This is a genomic window from Aquabacterium sp. A7-Y (assembly GCF_026153205.1).
In the GTDB taxonomy this organism is placed as follows: domain Bacteria; phylum Pseudomonadota; class Gammaproteobacteria; order Burkholderiales; family Burkholderiaceae_C; genus Caldimonas.
Genome location: NZ_JAPFBW010000014.1, coordinates 131,134 through 149,412 on the forward strand (window position 1 = coordinate 131,134; position 18,279 = coordinate 149,412).

The following is an 18,279-nucleotide window of genomic DNA, read 5'->3' on the forward strand; positions in this document are numbered from 1 at the left end:
GCGGCGGCGATGTGGAGCCCCCTGTCCTGCCGGCGCCGCGCCTGGCTGGGAACGGCCGCAGCGGTGCTCGCGCTGGGGTCGCTGCCCGCGGCGGCCGTCCCGCCCGGGCTGGAGAGCTTGGCCGAGCCGGACCTCGCTGACGTGGCCCTCGGCCGTGCGCTGTTCAACGGCCACCGGCCGCTGCTCGGCCGCATCGCAGGTCATGACGCAACACTGCCGGCAGCAGTCTCCGCCTGCACCGGCTGCCATCGCCCGCGCACCGGGCTGGGGACGCAACTCGGCGCTGCCGCGGCGGCGTCCTTCGGTCCCGAGCTGAGCCGCGCCTTCCTGTTGCAGGCGCTGCCACGCCGCAACGGCCCGCCGTCCGCCTACACCACCGCCTCGCTGTGCGAGGCCTTGCGCACCGGCGTGGACCCGGCCTTTGTCACGCTGCTGCCCAGCATGCCGCGCTACCAGATGAGCGACGCCGAGTGTCGTGCGCTGTGGTCCTACCTGACCGCAGCGCCCGCATCCCGAGCCGGCGTGCCGGAGGAAGCAGGCGATGAAAACTGAGGCGGGCCGCGAAGCCGGTCGGCGCCGCTGCCTGGCCTGGCTCACCGGCCTGCTCGCCCTCACGCGGGCCGCATCGGCCCACGAGGACATGGGGCCGGTGGAGCCGGCGCGCCCGGCGCCCGATCTGCCGCTGCGGCTCGATGACGGCGGGGTGACCCGCCTGCCGGCCCTGCTGGCCGGGCAGACCACCGCGTTGCAGTTCATGTTCACTGGCTGCAGCTCCATCTGCCCCGTGCAGGGTGTCCTGTTCGGCGAGGCCCAGGCCCTCCTGCTGCAGGCGGCGCGCCGCCAGGCGGGACCCGGCGTGCAGCTGCTGTCGCTCAGCATCGATCCGCTCGGCGACGACCCGCCCCGGCTGGCGGCCTGGCGACGCCAACATGGCGCCACGGCACGCTGGCGCGCCGCCGTGCCGCCGGCCTTGAGTGCCGGCCGCGTCCTGAGGAGCTTCGATGCCGGGCAACGCGACGACGACCAGCACACCACCCAGGTTTATCTCTTCGATCGCCTGGCCCGGCTCGTCTGGCGCACCGGCGAGCTGCCGACGGGCGCCGAGATCGCTGCCATCGCGCTGCGCATCGACGCGCGCGGCTGAGCAGGGCTGGCGTGGCGTCGCTCCGCCGCGGCGCCGATACACTGCCGCCTGACGCTCCGTTTCCTTACATGAGTCACGACGCCCCTTCCCTCAGCCTGCGCCGCTACGGCGCCTCGCCCGGCAGCCACAGCCACACGCACTTCCAGCTGCTGTGGGGCTGGCGGGGCGCGCTCGAGCTGGAGGTCGAGGGACGCGGCGCACGCATGACGGCTGGCCGGCTGGCGGTGATCGCGCCCGGCGACCGGCACGACTTCTGGGCCCCCCGCGGCAGCAGCTGTTTTGTGGTGGACTGCGGCGAGCTGCCACAGCTGGGCCGCCTGGCAGGCCGCGTGGTCGACGCCGGGCCCGCGACCCTGGACCTGTTGCGTTTCCTGGCCGCCCATCCCGGGCTGGAGGCGGTGCAGCGCGGCGCCGCCGAGCTGCTGCTGTCCACCTTGCCCGCGGCGCCCGACGCGGGCCGCGCCCGGCGCCGCATCGACTGGCCGGCACTGGACGCATGGATCGATGCCCACCTGGCCGAGCCGGTCTCGGTCGCGCGCCTGGCGCTGCTCGCCTGCCTGAGTCCCTCGCAGTTCGCCGCCCGCTGCGTCGAGGAAACCGGGCTGGCGCCGATGGCCTATGTGCGCGGGCGCCGCCTGCGGCAGGCACGCGGGTTGCGGGCGCAGGGCTGGCAGGTGCAGCAGATCGCCAGCCACTGCGGCTACCGCTCGCCCTCGGCCCTGACCGCCGCCTTGCGGCGCGACGCCGACGCGAATCGCGACGCCTGAGGCGCGGGAACCGTCGTTGCGCGACGATACGGCGTGCTTGCGCGCCGGCACCACGGCCCGAGAGGCCCTAAGCTCGCCTCACGATGACCCCGCCGAACGCCTCCCTGCACACCTCTTCCGCCCGCTTCTCGGGCGCGCACGCTTGCGCCCTCGGCGCGATCGCCCTGTGGGCCTCGCTCGCCACGCTGGGCGTGGCGCTGTCCAAGCTCCCGCCCTTCCTGCTGACCGGCCTGGCACTGCTGATCGGCAGCGTGCCGGCCTGGCCGCGCTGGCGCGAATGGCGGGTGCCCGCGAGCACCCTGGCCCTGGGCCTCTGGGGCCTGTTCGGCTACCACTTCCTGCTGTTCGTCGCGCTGCGCGATGCGCCACCCGTGGAAGCCAACCTGGTCAACTACCTCTGGCCGCTGCTGATCGTGCTGCTGTCGCCGCTGCTGCTGCCCGGCACACGCTTGCGCCCGCTGCACCTGGTCGCAGCGCTGGCCGGCTTCGCCGGCGCGGCGATCGCCATCGTGGGCGGGCGCTCGCTCTCGGGAACATGGTCGTGGGGTTACCTTGCCGCGCTCGGAGCGGCCTTCATGTGGTCCAGCTACTCGCTGATGACCAAACGCGTGGCGGCCTTCCCGACCTCGGTGATCGGCCTGTTCGGGCTGGTCTCGGGGCTGCTGTCGCTGGCCTGCCACGTCCTGCTGGAGCCCTCGGTCGAGCTCAGCCTGCGCGACTGGGGCTTGGTCACCGTGATGGGCCTGGGCCCGCTGGGCGCGGCGTTTTTCCTCTGGGACAAGGCCATGAAAACCGGCGACCCGCGCAGCATCGGCATCCTCAGCTATCTGACGCCGCTGGCCTCGACGACGCTGCTGCTGCTCGTGACCGGGCGCAGCCTGACGACCTGGACCGCGCTGGCGGCAACGCTGATCATCGGCGCAGCAGTCGTCGGCCTGCGGGCCAGGGGCTGATCAACCCTCGGCCAGGAGCTTCTCGACCAGCTGGTGCAGGGCCGCGAAGTCGGGCTCGCCCAGATAGCGCTTGACGACTTCCCCGCGCTTGTCGAGCAGGTAGGTGGTGGGCGTGAGCTTGACGTCGCCGAACTGCCTGGCGATCTCGCCGCTGCTGTCGATGCTGACCTTGAAAGGAAGCTGGCGCGACTGCGCGAAGTGCGACACGTAGGCCGGCGTGTCGTAGCTCATCGCGACCGCGACGAAGTCCAGGCCGCGGTCGCGGTACTTCTGGTAGGTCTCGACCATCTGCGGCATCTCCTTCACGCAGGTGACGCAGCTGGTGGCCCAGAAGTTGACCAGCACCACCTTGCCCTTGAGGTCCGCGATGTTGTGGCGGCTGCCGTCGAGCAGCACGTAGTCGACCGCCGGCGCGGTCTCGCGCTGGCCGACGGCCATCCAGCCCGCCACACCCAGCGCCAGGGCAACGGCAATGCCGGCCAGATAATGTGTTTTTTTCATGGAGGGACTCCGTGGATCGACGCAAGTTTACGGTGCAAGCCGGTGGCCTGGCCGGCGCCCTGCTGCTCGGCACGCCGATGAGCGTGAAGGCTGTCTCGCTTGCCTCGCTCAGCGAGGGCGAAGCGACCGCCGGTCTGCGCGCGGCGCTGGAGCGTGGCGCCCTCGCCGCGGTCAGCCTGCTGGGACGCACCGATGGATTCCTCGGCAACCCGAAAGTTCGCATCGAACTGCCCCAAAAGCTGCAGGAAGCCGCCAACCTGCTGCGCACGCTCGGCCAGGGACGCCGGCTCGACGAGCTGGAGACGGCGATGAACCGCGCCGCCGAAGCCGCGGTGCCCCAGGCCAGGAGCCTGCTGGTCGGCGCAGTGCGCCAGATGAACGTGCAGGACGCCAAGCAGATCCTGACCGGCTCCGAAACGTCCGTGACCGAGTTCTTCTCCGCCAAGACCCGCGAGCCGCTGGCCGCACGCTTCCAGCCCATCGTCGCGCGCACGACCGAGAAGGTCGGCCTGGCGCGGCGCTACAACCAGCTGATCGAGCGCGCCTCCGCTTTCGGGCTGGTCGACGCCGACGCGCGCATCGAGCCCTATGTCACCGCCCGCGCGCTGGATGGCCTGTTCCTCGTGATCGGCGAGGAAGAGGTGCGCATCCGGCGCGATCCGATCGGCACCGGCAGCGCCATCCTGCGCAGGGTGTTCGGCAGTCTCTGAGGGCTGGCGGAACCCGCAGGGCCACTTCAGGCCAGCGCCAGCAGGGCGCGCAGCAATGCCTCGGGCGCGCTGATCATCGGGTCGTGCCCGGTGGCGATCTCCACCACCTGCCAGCCGGACTCGCTGCGTACGCGCCGGCGCGATGCCGCGATGGTGGGCAGGGCCGGGTCGGTGCAGTCGATGAAGGTCTTGGGCCGCCCGAACACGCGCGCGGCATCGAAGTCCAGCGGGCTGTCGTAGACGCCGCCGGGCTGAGGTGTCATGCGCCGTGCCACCCAGGCCGCATCCTCGCCCCGCAGCCCGAAGGCGACGGGATCGGCGGGCGGCAGCACACCCTGCGCAGCGATCTGGGCACGCCGCTGCTCGCGGGTCTCGGGACTGTGGCCGCTCGACCAACTCTCGCCAGGACCTGGCACCACCGCGTCGAGGTAGACCAACTGCCCGATGTGTTCGGGCAGGCGGTCGGCCACGCCGGTGACCACCATGCCGGCATAGCTGTGGCCCACCAGCACGGCCGAGTCCAGCTCCTCGGCCTCGATCACCCGGCAGACGTCCTCGACATGGGTTTGCAAGGTGATCGGGGTCTGGAGCAGGTGGGCGCGTTCGCCCACCCCGGTGAGCGTCACCGCGAAGGCGCGATGCCCGGCCTGCCAGAGCCCCGGCAGGATGCGCTTCCAGCACCAGGCGCCGTGCCAGGCACCGTGGACGAGTACGTAGTCGGCCATCCTTGCTCCTTTTCGATGATTGTCCCGCCGCCTGCCGCCAGGGAGGCGGCACGAAGCACCGCGCATATTCTGCGCGGCTGCGGATAATCGCGCCCATGATGCGCATTTCTCCTGGCCGGGCGGTTGCCTGGGGCGTCGTTGCCGCGGGCTCGGTCCTCGGGCTGGCCGGCTGCAGCCCCAGCCTGGACTGGCGCCAGGTGCGCCCGGAAGGCTCGGGTCTGCAGGCGATGTTCCCGTGCAAGCCCTACAGCCACGCCCGCCAGGTGCTGCTGGCCGGGCAGGCGACGCGCATGGAGATCCACAGCTGCAGCGGCGGAGGCTGGACTTTTGGTATCACTTTCGCCGACATCGGCGACCCGGGTCGTGTCGGCCCGGCGCTGGAGCAATTGAGCCAGGCGGCCGCGGCCAACGTCGGCGCCTCGGCCTCGCCGCAGGCGCCGCCGCAGGTCCAGGGCATGACGCCCCACCCGCAAGCCCGGCGCATCCTGGTCCAGGGCCGGCGGCCAGACGGCAGCGCGCTGCTGCAGCACGCCGCTTTCTTCAGCAAGGGCACGCGGGTCTATCAGGCCAGCATCGTCGGGGCCGAGCCTCCGCCGCCCGAAGTGCTGGAGGGCTTCTTCGACGGCCTGGCCCTGCCATGAGCGCGCACGGTCGATGTCGCGGGCGATCCGCCTCGTCCCGGCGCAACTGCATCACGCGGGTCGCCACACTGTTGCAGTTGTCTCGCCGCCGGCGCGCGTTGTGCGCGGATAATCCGCGCTTCCTGCTATGACCGGCATCCTGATCATTGCCCACGCTCCCCTCGCCAGCGCGCTCAAGGCCTGCGCGGCGCACACCTTTCCCGATTGCGCAGCGACGCTGGAGGTCCTGGACGTGGCGCCCAACCTCCCGGTCGAGGACATCGAGGCCCAGGCCCGCGTGCTGCTGGCGCGCGTGCGCCAGCCCGAAGCGCTGGTGCTGACCGATGTTTTCGGTGCCACCCCCTGCAATGTCGCGCAGCGGCTCGCGGACGGGATGACCGTGAAGGTGGTGGCCGGCGTGAACGTGCCCATGCTCTGGCGCAGCCTGTGTTATCAAGGCGAACCGCTCGACGCGCTGGTCGCGCGCGCGGTCGCGGGGGCGACTCAGGGTGTCATGCAAGTGGCGACCGCGAGGCCGCAGAATCAGGCCCAGAACGTCGGCTTGCGAACGGGACATGATCAAGCAGAACATCACCATCAGCAATAAGCTCGGCCTGCACGCGCGTGCCTCGGCCAAGCTCACCAAACTCGCGGCGGGCTTCCGCAGCGACGTCTTCATGAGCCGCAACGGCCGTCGCGTGAATGCCAAGAGCATCATGGGCGTCATGATGCTGGCCGCCGGCCTCGGCAGCGAGATCGAGCTGGAAGTCGACGGCCCCGACGAACAGGACGCGATGACGGCGCTGGTCGCGCTGATCGACGACAAGTTCGGCGAAGGCGAGTGACTGCGCCGCCTTGCGCCCGCCTCAGGCGGCCAGGAAATGCCGCCGGTAGCGCGCCGGCAGGTCCTGCAGGCGCATCAGCATCGGCAGGTCAGCGGTATTGAAGTCGGGGTCCCAGGCGGGCGCCCCGAGGATCTTCGCACCGCAGCGCAGATAACCCTTGATCAGGGCCGGCGCCTCGACATCCAGGTCGCGGCGCAGTTCGTGCACCGGCAGCGGCAGGCGCGGCCGGACCTGCCATTCGATGGGCGCCAGGTGGGTGTGCCGCAGGCGCTCCCAGAGGCTGGCCGCCACATGGCCGCCGTCGCGCATGCTGATGCTGGCGCAGCCTATCATCGTGTCCAGCCCGTTGCGCCCCATGAATTCCGCCAGCGCCCCCCACAGCGCCAGGATGGCGCCGCCCGAGCGGTGCTCGGGGTGCACGCAGGAGCGGCCCAGTTCCACCAGGCGCGGTCGCAGGGCGCGCAGCCGTGTCAGGTCGAACTCGGTCTCGCTGTACAGGCTGCCGACCCGCACGGCCGCCTCCGGCGTCAGCACCCGGTAGGTGCCGATCACCGGGCCGCGCTCGCCGGCCTGGGGCGTCGACGGCGCGGCACGCACCAGCAGGTGTTCGCAATGGGCGTCGAACATGTCGACGTCATGCCCGGCCGGCGCCCCGCGCAGCGGTGTCAGGCGGGCGCCCATCTCCTCGGCGAAGATCTGGTACCTCAGTCGCTGGGCTTCGAGGACGTCGTCACGGTCGCGCGCCCAGGCCACTTCCAGCCGGGGAGCCGGCGCAGTGGCCGCATCCAGCCTCGCACCACCCGGGTGAAGCGACCTCCGTGGCGGCATGCGGAGTTCCGACAGCGGCATGGTCGGCATCGGCACGTCTCTCATCTGATCCTCCCGTCCAAAGTGGCTCTAGCGTAGGCAGCCGGGGTGACGCGCACGTGACCCCGGCGTGACGCTTGCGTGAAGGTACCAGTGGTACTAGTGCGCAGCCGAGGCTGCCGACGTCCGTAGTTCCCCCCTTTCTCCACGCTGCCAACGTGGTAACTTCTCGCAACACCGTCCCGCCCAGCCATGCCGCCTTCCTTGGACCCTCCGGCGCCCTGCCCCCTCTGGCCTGCGGCGCTGCTGCGCTGGGCCTCCGTCAGCCGTGCCCGGCGTAGCGTCGGTGCGGCGCTGGCACTGGCGCTGTTGGGGACTGCGGCAGCCTGGCTGTGGCCGCAGAGCGGCGCGCCGGGGCTGTCCTGCCTGCTCCTGCTGCTACCGCCGCTGGCCTTGTGTTTCCTGCTCGGCGCAGGCGCCGGGCTGGCGGGATCGGGCGCCGCCGCCGCGTTCGTGTTCGCGCTGGCACACCGACACGCCAGCCCCGAGGGCGCTGCAGCCTATCTTCCGGCCGTTGGCTACGCCGCCTTCGCGCTGCTGCTGTGGGCGCTGGCCGCCGCCCTGCGGGCCCACGTGGTGCGCGCCCGCGACCTGCAGGTGGAGGAACGCGCGCTGCGCGCGCACGAGCGCGAGCTGCTGGACCTGAACAAGCGCCTGGAGCTGGCCGCCCAGGCCGCCAGCTTCGGCGTCTGGGAGTTCGATGTCGCGCGCCGCAGCTTCGTTGCCGATGCCCGGCTGCTGGCCCTGCTGGGCGAGGACGGACCGCCGCGCGAGATGAGCTTCGAGGAGGTGCGCCGCCGCGTCCACCCCGAGGACAAGCTGCAGCTCAACGACCGCCTCGTGCAGGCGCTGGCGAGCGGCTCGGTCTACCAGGCGCAGTTCCGCATCGTCCGTCCCGACGGCGAAGTGCGTTGGCTGAGCAGCGTCGGCAAGGTCGAACGCGATGCGGACGGCGTGGCGCTGAACATCGTGGGCCTGGACCAGGACGTCACCCGCGACACCGAAGCCCGGCTGTCGGACCGCCGGACGCAGGCGGCGTTGCGTGAAGCCAACGAGCGGCTCAACGTGGCCCTGTCCGCCGTGCAGGCATCGGTCTGGGTCTACAACGCCGATTCCGACACGCTCGAGTGGGACGAGCGCGGCGCCGATCTCTACGGGCGCATCCTGAACGGTCAGCCGCGCGCCTGGCAGGACAGCCTCGCGCCCGACACCGCGGTCGCCACGCTGCAGCGCTGGCACGAGCACTTGGCCGACCCCCGCTGCACCGGCTTCGACATGGACTACGCGATCCAGCACCCGGCGCGCGGGGTGCGCCACATCCGCTGCGTGGGCCGCATCGAACGCGATGCCCAGGGCCGGCCGCTGCGTGCGGTGGGGCTGGACCTCGACGTCACCGAGCAGCGCGCCACCGCGCAGCGCGTCGAGGAGTTGGCGGGCCGCCTGCAACTGGCCGTCTCGGCCTCGGGCCTGGGCATCTGGCTGGTCGACCTGGTGGCCGGGCGCACCGAGTGGAACGAGGAGCTCTACCGCATCTACGGCATGGACCCGGGCAGCTTCCAGCCCACCATGTCGACCTGGGACGAATACCTGCATCCCGACGATGCCGAGCGGGTCCGCCAGCTGGCCGCCCGCACCCTCAGCGGCGAGCCGGTGGACGTGGACGAGTACCGCATCGTGCGGCCCGACGGCGAGGTGCGCAGCGTGCGCACCATGCTGCGCCATGTGCGCAACGACCGCGGACGCACCCTGCGTGTGGTGGGGGCCACCTTCGACATCACCGAGCAGCGCCGCGCCACCGAGGCGATCGAACGGGCCCGCGCCGCGGCCGAGGCCGCCAACCGGCTCAAGAGCGAGTTCCTGGCCAACATGAGCCACGAGATCCGCACCCCGATGAACGCCATCATCGGCATGACCGAGCTGGCGCTGCTCGGCGCCCTGCCGGCACGCGAGGAGCAGCATGTCGCCAAGGCCAATGCGGCGGCGCGCAAGCTGCTGCGCGTGCTCAACGACATCCTCGACTTCTCCAAGATCGAGGCCGGCCGGCTGGAGGTGGAGCAGATCCGCTTCTCCCTGCACGAAGTGCTGGAGAACGTGGTCGACGTGGTCGGCCTGCAAGCCGCGGAGAAGGGCCTGGAGCTGGTGCTGGACCTGCCCGCCTCGCTGCCGGCCGAACACATCGGCGACCCGACCCGGCTGGCCCAGGTGCTGACCAATCTGCTGGCGAACGCGGTCAAGTTCACCGAACAGGGCCGCGTGACCCTGCGTGCCCAAACGCTGCCGGCGCCGGTCGACACGGGGCCGCAGCGGCTGCGCTTCGAGGTCAGCGACAGTGGCATCGGGCTCAGCGAGGCCCAGCAGGCCCAGCTGTTCCAGGCCTTCAGCCAGGCCGACACCTCGATGACGCGGCGCTTCGGCGGCACCGGGCTGGGGCTGGTGATCTGCCGGCGCCTGCTGGAACTGATGGGCGGGGAGATCGGCGTCGAATCGGCCCCTGGGACCGGCGCGACGTTCTGGTTCGAGCTGCCGCTCGGGCGCTGCCTGCCGGCCGCCCTGCCGCTGGGCGGCCCCACCCCGCCGCCGCAGCGCCACTGGGTGCTGGTGGTCGACGACGATGCCGGCACCCGTGACGCCCTCACACGTCTCCTGCAGGGCATGGGCCACGAGGCGGCCGCGGCCGCCGGCGCGGCCCAGGCGCGGGCGCTCTGGCAGCAGCACCGCCCCCAGGGCCTGCAGGACGCGGTGGCCCTCATCGACGCAGGCCTGCCCGACCGCGCCGGCCTGTTGCTGGCCGCCGAGCTGTCGCGCGATGCGCCAGCGCCACGGCTGCTGCTGATGTGCCGGCCTCAGGAACACGACGCGCTGCGGCCGCAGGCCGAGCAGCTGGACGTGCACGCCTGGCTGGGCAAGCCGGTGCTGCCGGCCCGTCTGCGCGAGGCCTTGGGCGAGCCGAGCGCGGTGCCGCACACCTTGCCGGGCAGCCTCACCATGCCGGTGCTGCGCGGCATGCGGGTGCTGCTGGCCGAGGACAACCCGCTCAACCGCGAGCTGGCGATCGAACTGCTGCAGCGCGCCGGTGTCCAGCTGAGCACGGTGGGCAGCGGGCGCGAAGCGGTGCAGGCGGTGCAGCGCCAGGCCTTCGACGCGGTGCTGATGGACGTGCAGATGCCCGAGATGGACGGCTTCGAGGCGACCCGCCGGATTCGCGAGCTGGGCGGGCCCTATGCCTTCCTGCCCATCATCGCAATGACCGCCCACGCGATGGCGGGCGACCGCGAACGCTCGCTCGCCGCCGGCATGGACGACCACCTCGCCAAGCCCATCGACACCGCCGTGCTGCTGCGCACCCTGCAGCGCTGGGGCGGTGCACAACGTGAAGGCGATGCAGGCAGCCGGCCCATGCCCTTGGCGCCAGCCCCGTGGCCGGCCGCCCCTGGGAACGAGACCACGCTGCAGCCTGCCGCGGACGCAGCGGTGCTGGACCTGGACGCGGCGCTGCGGGGCTGCGGCGGCATGCAGTCCATCCTGCGCCGCGCCCTCGGACGTTTCGCCGAGCTCTACCCCCAGGGCCCGCTGCAGCCGGACGACAACGCCGAGGCACAAGCCCGCACCGCGCACAGCCTCAAAGGCGTGGCCGGGTCCCTCGGCATGCAGGCCCTGCACGCCCTGGCGCGGCATACCGAGCTGAGCTGCCGCGGCGGCGTGCCGCTGGACGCGGCGGCGCGCGAGCGCTTCAACGCCGCGGTGGTGGCGGCACGCGAGGCGGCGCTGCGTTATCTGCTCGACCCCGCGCCGCCTCAGTCCTCGAAGGGCAGCCCGACGTAGTTCTCGGCCAACGAGGCCGCGGCGGCCTGCGAATGCACCAGGTAGTCGAGCTCGGCCTCCTGGATCTTGTGACCGAACTCGCCCTGGTCGGGAAAGCGATGCAGCAGGCTGGTCATGTGCCAGGAGAAACGCTCGGCCTTCCAGACCCGCCGCAGGCACTTGGCCGAATAGTCGGCGATGCCGGCGGCGCTGTGGTCCCGGTAGTACTCGATGAAGGCGCGCGAAAGGTAGCGAACGTCCGAGGCCGCCAGGTTGAGGCCCTTGGCGCCGGTGGGCGGCACGATATGGGCCGCGTCACCGGCCAGGAACAGGCAACCGAAGCGCATTGGCTCGGCAACGAAGCTGCGCAGCGGCACCATGCTTTTCTCGATCGAGGCGCCGGTCACCAAGGCCTGCGCCGTCTCGGCATCGAGCCGTCGGCGCAGCTCGTCCCAGAAGGCCGCGTCGCTCCAGCGCTCGGCCCGGTCGTCGAGCGAGCACTGGAGGTAGTGCCGGCTGCGCGTCGGCGAGCGCATGCTGCACAGTGCGAAGCCGCGCTCGTGGTTCGAATAGACCAGCTCGTCTGAGACCGGCGGCGTGTCGGCCAGCACGCCCAGCCAGCCGAAGGGATAGACCCGCTCGTAGATGCGCAGCGCGCCGGCCGGCACGCTGGCGCGGCAGACGCCGTGGTAGCCGTCGCAACCGGCGATGAAGTCGCAGCGCACTTCGTGGCGTTGTCCGTCGCGCCGGAAGGTGACGCGCGGGCGCTCGCCGTCAAAGTCGTGCACCCGGACCTCGGCGGCCTGGTAGACGCTGGGCAGGCCGGCAGCCTCGCGCGCTTCCATCAGGTCGCGCGTCAGCTCCGTCTGGCCGTAGACGCGCACCGCCCGGCCGCCGGTGAGCCGGTACAGGTCGAGGCGGTGGCGGCGCCCGCCGAAAGCCAGCTCGATGCCATGGTGCACGAGGCCTTCGCGGTGCATGCGCTCGCCGACGCCGGCTGCGTCGAGCAGGTCCTGGCTGATCTGCTCCAGGATGCCCGCGCGTATGCGTGCCAGCACGTGGTCCTTGCTGCGTTGTTCGATCACGACGGCAGCGATGCCGGCACGGTGCAGCAACTGCCCCAGCAGCAGCCCGGCCGGCCCGGAGCCGACGATGGCGATCTGGACTCGCATGCTTGTCTCCAGAGGACTCGACGTCGGTCCAGGGACTGTCAATACTATGGGAGGGCTCGCGCCGGTGCCGGTCCTGCTCGCCTTCTACGCCGCGCAGCCGGGCATCACACCGACCCGGCTCAACCGGGTCTGCCGCGAGGTGCTGAGCGTGAAGGAGATCGGCTTGACTCCGGGTTTCGAGGATGTGGCGTATTTCACGCGGTTTTTTGCCCGCCAGACCGGCACCTCGCCCAGCCGATTCCGTGCGGCGGCACGGCGCGAACTCGCCGGTCGCCGCCCGGCACCCTCGTCCTGAGACCGAGACGAGCTGGCCGGTGCCCTGGCTCAGGGTCGGACCCCGTTGAAGGAGGCGGGGCGGCGCGGATACCGGTCCACCAGCCTTTGCGGGGCGGTAGATCGGCCCTCGCCCAGGTCCCACAGCTGCCAGTTGTCCAGCTCGGGTGGCCACGACCACAGGCTGCCCGGCTCGGGCGTGGTCGTCAGCAACTGCTCATGCTCGGGCAGCCAGGCTGCGACGGCCTCCCGCGGCCCCGCCCTCCCGAGCGGCAGGCAGCCGAGGGCAGGACCCGGCAGGCAGAGGCCGAAGCCGGCTGCCAGCGCAGCGATCTGCAGGAAGGGCCGACACTGTCTCATCAGTGAGATGCCTCGCGTCGTGCTCGGAAGCGCTCAGTGTCGATCCGCCGCGCAAGGCGATCAATGTCAGGAAGTGGCAGCCCGCGGCGGGGAGAGACAAGCCGGCTGCCCAGGCGGCTCGAGCAGCCGCTCCAGCGCCGTCCCACCCATCTGTCCGGAGGCAAAACACAAGGGCCGTGTGTATCCGGTGTGGGGCGCGACCAGGCCGGCGGCGAAGCGGGCCGCCGCTTGCTGCAGCGGTCGTTGACGGTCGCTTACACAAAGGGTTTTCCCATGGGGCCGCCGGGCGCCTACTCTGAGGTGTCGGCGCCTCATGCTGCAACGCAACATCCAGTCCACCCTGTCCGGCGGGCCGGGTGCATGTGAACCGCATCAAGACGAGGCAGTTTCTGTTGCGCCGCCTTGTCCACATCTCTCAGGGGGTCAGAGATGAACCATCGGGTCCCGGCCGGCGAGCCGTTCAGCGCCACGTCATCTTCAGACGCTCCACAAGCCGCCCCTCGCGCGGGGGCAACACCAGTTCCCCGGGCGTTCCGGGCTCTACACCCGGGCGTGCATCCGACCCAGTTCCGGGGGGTGCTCCGAGCCCGAGGTTGACGGCGCCCGCTGCGGGTTGCGCTCGCAAGCCAGCATGTCGTCACTGGCGCCGGTGTGCCGCTTCCACGGCAACGACCGCTTCCCAGGGTGCGCTCCTTCTTTCAATCCCTTTCCGTTCCATCCATGGAGATCCAGATCATGGCGATCATCAACGGCACTTTTGCCAGCGACTTCCTGAAAGACCTCTCAGAGGACCTCGTGTCGACCTTGAACGCGAACTGGTCGCTCGGTGACGACGAGATGGCCGGCGGCGTGCGTGACGACACCTATTGCGTCAATTCGCTGGGGGACGACGTCATCGAGAGCAGCGGCCAGGGCACCGACACGGTGGTGTCGCGGCTCTACCTCTACACCATCGCCAACAACGTCGAGAACCTGGTGCTCGACAACACCGCGACACAGCTCGTGTCGGCACCCGGCGGCTACAAGATGGTGGCGGCGGCGGTCAACGGCCAAGGCAACCAGCTCGACAACCTCATGCAGGGCAACGACCGCGACAACAGCCTGGGTGGCGGCGCCGGCGCGGACAAGCTCTACGGCGGCGCCGGAATCGACACCCTGGACGGCGGCCTCGACAACGACTATCTCGACGGCGGGGCGGGCGATGACATGCTCAACGACAGCGGCGGTGACGACACGATGGTCGGCGGCACGGGCAACGACACCTACTACCTCGACAGCGCCGGCGACCATATCGTCGAGTACGCCGCCCTCGGTGGGCAGGACCAGGTGTACGCCTCGGTCAACTACACGCTCGAAGCCCAGGTCGAGAACCTCACCCTGCTCGACGTCGAGGCAGCGACCGAGGCGCGCGGCAACGCACTGGCCAACACGATCAAGGGCAACACCCGCGACAACACGCTGTCCGGACTGGACGGCGCCGACACCCTCGACGGCGGCGACGGCAACGACACGCTGTTCGGGGGCAAGGGCGTCGACCTGCTGAACGGCCAGGCCGGCGCGGACCTTTTTGTCTTCGGCGAGGTCGGTCCCGCGCATGCCGACCTGATCAAGCAGTTCCAAGACGGCCTGGACCGTATCGGCCTGGCCGACGCGCTCGACCAGAGCTTGCCCGGCAGCCCTCAGGACGGCGTGCTGGGCCTGAAGTTTCTCGGCGACGAGGGGGTCGGCGCGGTGCTTGACGCCGGGTACTTCTTCAAGGGCAGCGGCTCGGTCGGCAATCTGAGCGGCCAGCACTGCGGCATCTATGTCAACACACAGGACGGCCGCGTCTGGTACAACCCCACCACCGCGCTGGGGGGCGACACGCAGCAGCTGTGCCAGCTCAATCCGGCCGACGCGGCGCGCCTGGACGCCTCGGACTTCATCTATGGCGGTTAAAGCAGTCTGAGCGACGAGGTGATCGGATCCAGCTTCTCATTGGAACCGGGTCCGATTGCCAACGCGGTGTAAGTCGGCACGCCGCCAAACTCGGTGATGCCGCTGTCCTGGATCAGCGCGCAAGGAAGCCCGGCCGCCAGGGCCTGGCGATGCAGCTCGAGCAACTGGGCCTCGCTGTCGGCGCTCACGCAGATCTTGCGGAAGCGCCCCGTGAGCCAGGCCGCCGAGGCCTCATCGAGCACGACCCGCATCTCCAGACCGGAAACGCCGGCCACGAAGCTCGTGCCGGGCCCGCGCGTGAAAACGGCCATCGAGGCATGAGCACCTTGCGCCACCATCTTGCCTTTGCGCATGTTCAGGTCCTTGCGCAGCACGATGACCTGCTTGAAATCGGTTTCGGGGTTGTCGGGCATGAGGGCGGATCGGCTCCTTGTGAAGCGGGTCATGCTACCGAAAGCTGCCGCGTCCCGAGCACAATCGCGTCATGTCTCCCCTGTTGAGTACCGCCCTCGAGGAAGCCCGCCTGCTGGCCTTCAGCCGGCCCTGGATTCTGCCCAGCGACAACACCCTGGCCGAGGCCGAACGGCTGCTGGCGCTGGTGATCTCACGCTGGCCCGAGCCCGACGTGCTGGTCGAGCCGGACGGCTCCGTCTCACTGGAGTGGGAAGCCGGCGAACAGGGCTGGCTGACCTTGGCCGTCGCAGGCAGTGCCGAGGTCACGCACAGCGCCGTGATCGAAGGCGACGAATACGGCCAGGTCGAACCCTTCGGCAGTGAACTGCCGGATTGGGCGGCGGCATTGCTGCGCCGGCTGTTTCCGCCACCCCACTGAGCTTGCACCGCGCTGCCGCGACCGGCCGCGGCACACGCGCCTACCTAGCCGTTCACAAGCTCAGTAGGCGATTGCCCAGCGGTAGCCCTTGTGCTTGAGCACGGCGCGCTTGAGTTCGATCTTCTCGAGCGTCACGTCCTGCGCCACCCGGTCACCCTCGTGGAACAGCTCGCCGTTGATGATCAGGATGCGGTCGGTCGAGGTGTCGGAGTGGATCGCCCCGCCTATCGTCAGCGACGGCAGCGAGCGGCGCACCGGCTCCGGCAGTTCGCTCCTGGCATAGACGCGCCGATCATCGGCCTGCCGCGGTGCGGCCTCACGGGCCGGGGTGCGAGGCACCGGTGCCTCGGGTGCCGCGGTCTCCCGCGCGGCGGCACGCCGCGATGCGGCGGGGGCGCCGTCCCGGTTGCGCGGCCCGGCAGCGGGCACCGGGGCTGGCGCCGGGGGTTCTGCCGGTATCGCAGCGGCCGGTACCACGGCAGCGGTCGGCACAGGCTCGGGCTGCGCCGGAGCGGCAGGCAAGGGGGCCGGCGACACTGTATCGGGCGTCGGCGTCGGCGTCGGCGTCGGCGTCGGCGGCGGAGCCGGGGCAGCGGTCGCCGTCGGAGCTTGCGCCACCTGCGGCGGCGGCGCATCGCGGCCGAGCAGTTGCCACGCCAGCGGCGTCAGCAGACCGACCGACAGCCCGACGACGATCCACAGCCAGGGCTTGCCGGCGCTCGGCTCGGGGTTGTCGTCGGCGAAGGCCGGCACGGACGGGGTATGGATGCTGGGAACCGCGCCGCGCTCGCGCTCGGAATCGGCTCGTCGCAGTGCATCAAGGATGTAGGACACGCGCTCTACCTTTCAATCTGCAGGCGGGGCTCGTCGACGCCGGTGGCGCGATTGAGCTGCATCAGCGTGACGGGGCCGGCCACACCGTCGGGCTTGAGGCCCTGGGCGACCTGGAAAGCGTGCACCCGGGCCTTCAGGGCGGCCTCGTCCAGGGCCCCGTCGCCGGGACGGGGGCCGCCCGGCAGCCGGCTCAGCCGCTCGCCCAGCCAGTCGGCGGAGGGGCCGGCCGGGCTGTCGCTGCCGCCATAGTTCGGCGGCGCCCGCCAATAGGTGGCGAACTCGCCCCGCCACATGCGTGCCAGCGAAGCCAGCGACAAGGTCTGCGACACACCCCGCATGCGCAGCGTGGCCTTGTCTTCGCCCAGCGCGATGAGCAGGGCGTAGACGGTGCGCTCGTTCTCGTCGTGCAGGGTCAGGATGCCCGGGCGGCCCAGCTGGCGGATCAAGGCCAGCCCGCTGCTGCTCCTGAAACATTGCAGCTGCTGCCGGCGTGCCGTCTCGCAGGGGTTGTCATCGTTGTCCGGAATCTGCACCTGCCAGGCGCGGGCCAGCTCGCGCCAGGCCTCGTTCTCACTGCGGACGACGGGCGCCGCGGTGGCAGAGGCGGCGCCGGACGCCGCGACCGGCGCCGCCACGGCCGCTGGCACGACAGCTGGGCCCACCGGCTGCAGCACGGGTTGCACCGGGCCCGGCAAGGCCGCGGATGCCGTCGCCGCGACGGCGTCCCGCTTGCCCGGGACGACATCGATCGCCAAGGTGACCACGCCGGCCAGCGCAGCACCGGCCGCCAGGCCCGTTGCCAGCACCGCACCGCGGCCCCAGCGCAGCGGGCGCGGCAGCGTGTTTTCGACGCCTTCGAACACCTCGGCCCCGGCCTTGTCGACCATCTCGCGGTCCACCGTGGAGCGGCCCCTCGCGTAGGCGCCCAGCAAGGCACGGTTGCACAGCAGGTTGATGCGCCGCGGCACGCCGCGCGAGAGCTCGTGGATGCGCTGCACCGCGCGGCGCTCGAAGGGCAGCGGACGGCTCATGCCGGCCACCGCCAGCCGGTGGCGGATGTATTGCGCGGTCTCGCTTTCCGACAAGGCGTCGAGGTGGTAGCGGGCGATCACGCGCTGCGCCAGTTGCTCCAGCCCCGGCTGCGACAACATGCTGCGCAGCTCGGGCTGGCCGATCAGGATGATCTGCAGCAGCTTGCGCTCGTTGGTCTCCAGGTTGGTCAAGAGGCGCAGCTGCTCCAGGACGTCGGCCGACAGGTTCTGCGCCTCGTCGATGATCAGGACGTTGTTCTGCCCCACCGCGTGGGTGCGCAGCAGGAAGTCGTTGAGCGCGTCGACACATTCCTTGACGGTGGCGGGCCCTGGCACGCCCTCCTCGCGCGGAATGCGGAACTCGTCGCACACCGACTGCATCAGCTCCTCGACCGTCAGCTTGGGGTTGAAGACGTAGGCCACATTGCAGCGCTTGGGAATGCGCTCCAGGAAACACCGGCAGACGGTGGTCTTGCCGGCCCCGATCTCGCCCGTCAGCAGCACGAAGCCGCCGCCGCCGCGCAGACCGTAGCGAAGGTGAGCCAGGGCTTCGCGGTGCCGGTCGCTCATGAACAGATAGCGCGGATCTGGCGCTATCGAAAAAGGCTCGCGCTGCAGGCCGAAGTGTTTCGCGTACATGGTGCAGAGGATAGTGGCACGGGGCGCACGCCGCGTGTCCGGCGCGTCAAGCGGCCGGCGTTCTCGGGAAGCGGCGTGCAGCGAGCAGGCCGGCAAAAAAAGCCGGCGCAGGCCGCCGTGCGCCGCAGCCCGGCGGTCATTCTGCAGGACGCCGCCCACGGCCGTGCCGGCACCCGGGTTTTATTCGTGCGGGCGGGCTCCGTTTTTTTGCCGCAAGCTCCCCTGGCGGCAGCAGCCGGCGCCCGGACGGGCGCGCCAGCCCGACGC

Annotated in this window: 20 protein-coding genes; 12 read left to right on the forward strand and 8 right to left on the reverse strand. The window is 71.0% G+C overall.

All coding sequences use genetic code 11. The annotated features are described in order from the left end of the window. Nucleotides 1-9: 9 nt before the first annotated feature. From OOT46_RS14800 to OOT46_RS14815, 4 genes are all read left to right on the forward strand, one after another. Nucleotides 10-552 carry a hypothetical protein gene (locus OOT46_RS14800; RefSeq protein WP_265404380.1) on the forward strand — a complete coding sequence of 181 codons (543 nt, stop codon included), beginning with the start codon at nucleotides 10-12 and terminating at the stop codon, nucleotides 550-552. Continuing rightward, complete coding sequence (locus OOT46_RS14805; RefSeq protein WP_265404381.1) at nucleotides 542-1,144, forward strand: SCO family protein; 603 nt, start codon at nucleotides 542-544, stop codon at nucleotides 1,142-1,144. Before OOT46_RS14800 ends, OOT46_RS14805 begins: the two co-directional genes overlap by 11 nt. Before the next feature lie 68 nt (nucleotides 1,145-1,212). Continuing rightward, nucleotides 1,213-1,911 carry a helix-turn-helix domain-containing protein gene (locus OOT46_RS14810; protein WP_265404382.1) on the forward strand — a complete coding sequence of 233 codons (699 nt, stop codon included), beginning with the start codon at nucleotides 1,213-1,215 and terminating at the stop codon, nucleotides 1,909-1,911. A gap of 83 nt (nucleotides 1,912-1,994) precedes the next feature. Then, nucleotides 1,995-2,864: a DMT family transporter gene (locus OOT46_RS14815; protein ID WP_265404383.1), complete on the forward strand. Its 870-nt coding sequence runs from the start codon at nucleotides 1,995-1,997 to the stop codon at nucleotides 2,862-2,864. On the opposite strand, the gene OOT46_RS14820 is transcribed toward OOT46_RS14815, so the two are convergent. Then, on the reverse strand, nucleotides 2,865-3,365 hold the full coding sequence (locus OOT46_RS14820) for a TlpA family protein disulfide reductase (RefSeq protein WP_265404384.1): 501 nt from the start codon (nucleotides 3,363-3,365) through the stop codon (nucleotides 2,865-2,867). A gap of 11 nt (nucleotides 3,366-3,376) precedes the next feature. Here OOT46_RS14820 and OOT46_RS14825 point away from each other — a divergent pair, with 11 nt between their 5' ends. Further along, complete coding sequence (locus OOT46_RS14825; RefSeq protein WP_416136197.1) at nucleotides 3,377-4,075, forward strand: DUF4197 domain-containing protein; 699 nt, start codon at nucleotides 3,377-3,379, stop codon at nucleotides 4,073-4,075. A 26-nt stretch (nucleotides 4,076-4,101) separates the two neighbouring features. Here the strand turns inward: OOT46_RS14825 and OOT46_RS14830 are convergent, their stop codons facing one another. Next, nucleotides 4,102-4,800, reverse strand: a complete 699-nt coding sequence (locus OOT46_RS14830; RefSeq protein WP_265404385.1) for an alpha/beta hydrolase — start codon at nucleotides 4,798-4,800, stop codon at nucleotides 4,102-4,104. 95 nt (nucleotides 4,801-4,895) lie between these two features. On the opposite strand from OOT46_RS14830, the gene OOT46_RS14835 reads away from it, so the two are divergent. The 3 genes from OOT46_RS14835 (at nucleotide 4,896) to OOT46_RS14845 (ending at nucleotide 6,265) form a co-directional block, all read left to right on the forward strand. Further along, entirely contained in the window at nucleotides 4,896-5,441 is a 546-nt protein-coding gene (locus OOT46_RS14835) for a hypothetical protein (RefSeq protein ID WP_265404386.1), read from the forward strand. A 127-nt stretch (nucleotides 5,442-5,568) separates the two neighbouring features. Further along, nucleotides 5,569-6,027 (forward strand): PTS sugar transporter subunit IIA, encoded by a 459-nt coding sequence (locus tag OOT46_RS14840; protein WP_265404387.1) that lies wholly within the window; start codon nucleotides 5,569-5,571, stop codon nucleotides 6,025-6,027. After that, nucleotides 5,996-6,265, forward strand: coding sequence for an HPr family phosphocarrier protein (locus tag OOT46_RS14845; protein WP_265404388.1), 270 nt, complete (start codon nucleotides 5,996-5,998; stop codon nucleotides 6,263-6,265). Before OOT46_RS14840 ends, OOT46_RS14845 begins: the two co-directional genes overlap by 32 nt. 21 nt (nucleotides 6,266-6,286) lie before the next feature. Here OOT46_RS14845 and OOT46_RS14850 read toward each other — a convergent pair whose 3' ends face one another. Next, nucleotides 6,287-7,138: a GNAT family N-acetyltransferase gene (locus tag OOT46_RS14850; protein ID WP_265404389.1), complete on the reverse strand. Its 852-nt coding sequence runs from the start codon at nucleotides 7,136-7,138 to the stop codon at nucleotides 6,287-6,289. Between the two features lie 186 nt (nucleotides 7,139-7,324). Between OOT46_RS14850 and OOT46_RS14855 the strand changes: the two genes are divergently transcribed. Continuing rightward, nucleotides 7,325-10,954, forward strand: coding sequence for a PAS domain-containing protein (locus OOT46_RS14855; protein WP_265404390.1), 3,630 nt, complete (start codon nucleotides 7,325-7,327; stop codon nucleotides 10,952-10,954). Here the strand turns inward: OOT46_RS14855 and pobA are convergent. Next, a complete protein-coding gene (gene pobA, locus OOT46_RS14860) occupies nucleotides 10,927-12,105 on the reverse strand; it encodes a 4-hydroxybenzoate 3-monooxygenase (RefSeq protein ID WP_265404391.1) in 1,179 nt (392 codons plus the stop codon). The two genes, OOT46_RS14855 and pobA, sit on opposite strands and share 28 nt — an antisense overlap. A 64-nt stretch (nucleotides 12,106-12,169) precedes the next feature. On the opposite strand from pobA, the gene OOT46_RS14865 reads away from it, so the two are divergent. Then, nucleotides 12,170-12,400 (forward strand): helix-turn-helix domain-containing protein, encoded by a 231-nt coding sequence (locus tag OOT46_RS14865; protein ID WP_265404392.1) that lies wholly within the window; start codon nucleotides 12,170-12,172, stop codon nucleotides 12,398-12,400. 29 nt (nucleotides 12,401-12,429) lie between these two features. Here OOT46_RS14865 and OOT46_RS14870 read toward each other — a convergent pair whose 3' ends face one another. Then, nucleotides 12,430-12,738, reverse strand: a complete 309-nt coding sequence (locus OOT46_RS14870) for a hypothetical protein (RefSeq protein WP_265404393.1) — start codon at nucleotides 12,736-12,738, stop codon at nucleotides 12,430-12,432. 720 nt (nucleotides 12,739-13,458) lie between these two features. Here OOT46_RS14870 and OOT46_RS14875 point away from each other — a divergent pair. Then, nucleotides 13,459-14,676, forward strand: coding sequence for a calcium-binding protein (locus OOT46_RS14875; protein ID WP_265404394.1), 1,218 nt, complete (start codon nucleotides 13,459-13,461; stop codon nucleotides 14,674-14,676). Here OOT46_RS14875 and pth2 read toward each other — a convergent pair. Beyond that, nucleotides 14,673-15,089: an aminoacyl-tRNA hydrolase gene (gene pth2, locus OOT46_RS14880; RefSeq protein ID WP_265404395.1), complete on the reverse strand. Its 417-nt coding sequence runs from the start codon at nucleotides 15,087-15,089 to the stop codon at nucleotides 14,673-14,675. The genes OOT46_RS14875 and pth2 overlap by 4 nt on opposite strands. A 71-nt stretch (nucleotides 15,090-15,160) precedes the next feature. Here pth2 and OOT46_RS14885 point away from each other — a divergent pair, with 71 nt between their 5' ends. Next, nucleotides 15,161-15,508, forward strand: coding sequence for a hypothetical protein (locus OOT46_RS14885; protein ID WP_265404396.1), 348 nt, complete (start codon nucleotides 15,161-15,163; stop codon nucleotides 15,506-15,508). A gap of 60 nt (nucleotides 15,509-15,568) precedes the next feature. Here OOT46_RS14885 and OOT46_RS14890 read toward each other — a convergent pair whose 3' ends face one another. Together OOT46_RS14890 and OOT46_RS14895 are read right to left on the reverse strand one after the other, a co-directional pair. Further along, entirely contained in the window at nucleotides 15,569-16,342 is a 774-nt protein-coding gene (locus OOT46_RS14890) for a general secretion pathway protein GspB (protein ID WP_265404397.1), read from the reverse strand. 5 nt (nucleotides 16,343-16,347) lie between these two features. Then, on the reverse strand, nucleotides 16,348-18,012 hold the full coding sequence (locus OOT46_RS14895; RefSeq protein WP_265404398.1) for an ExeA family protein: 1,665 nt from the start codon (nucleotides 18,010-18,012) through the stop codon (nucleotides 16,348-16,350). Nucleotides 18,013-18,279 lie beyond the last annotated feature (267 nt).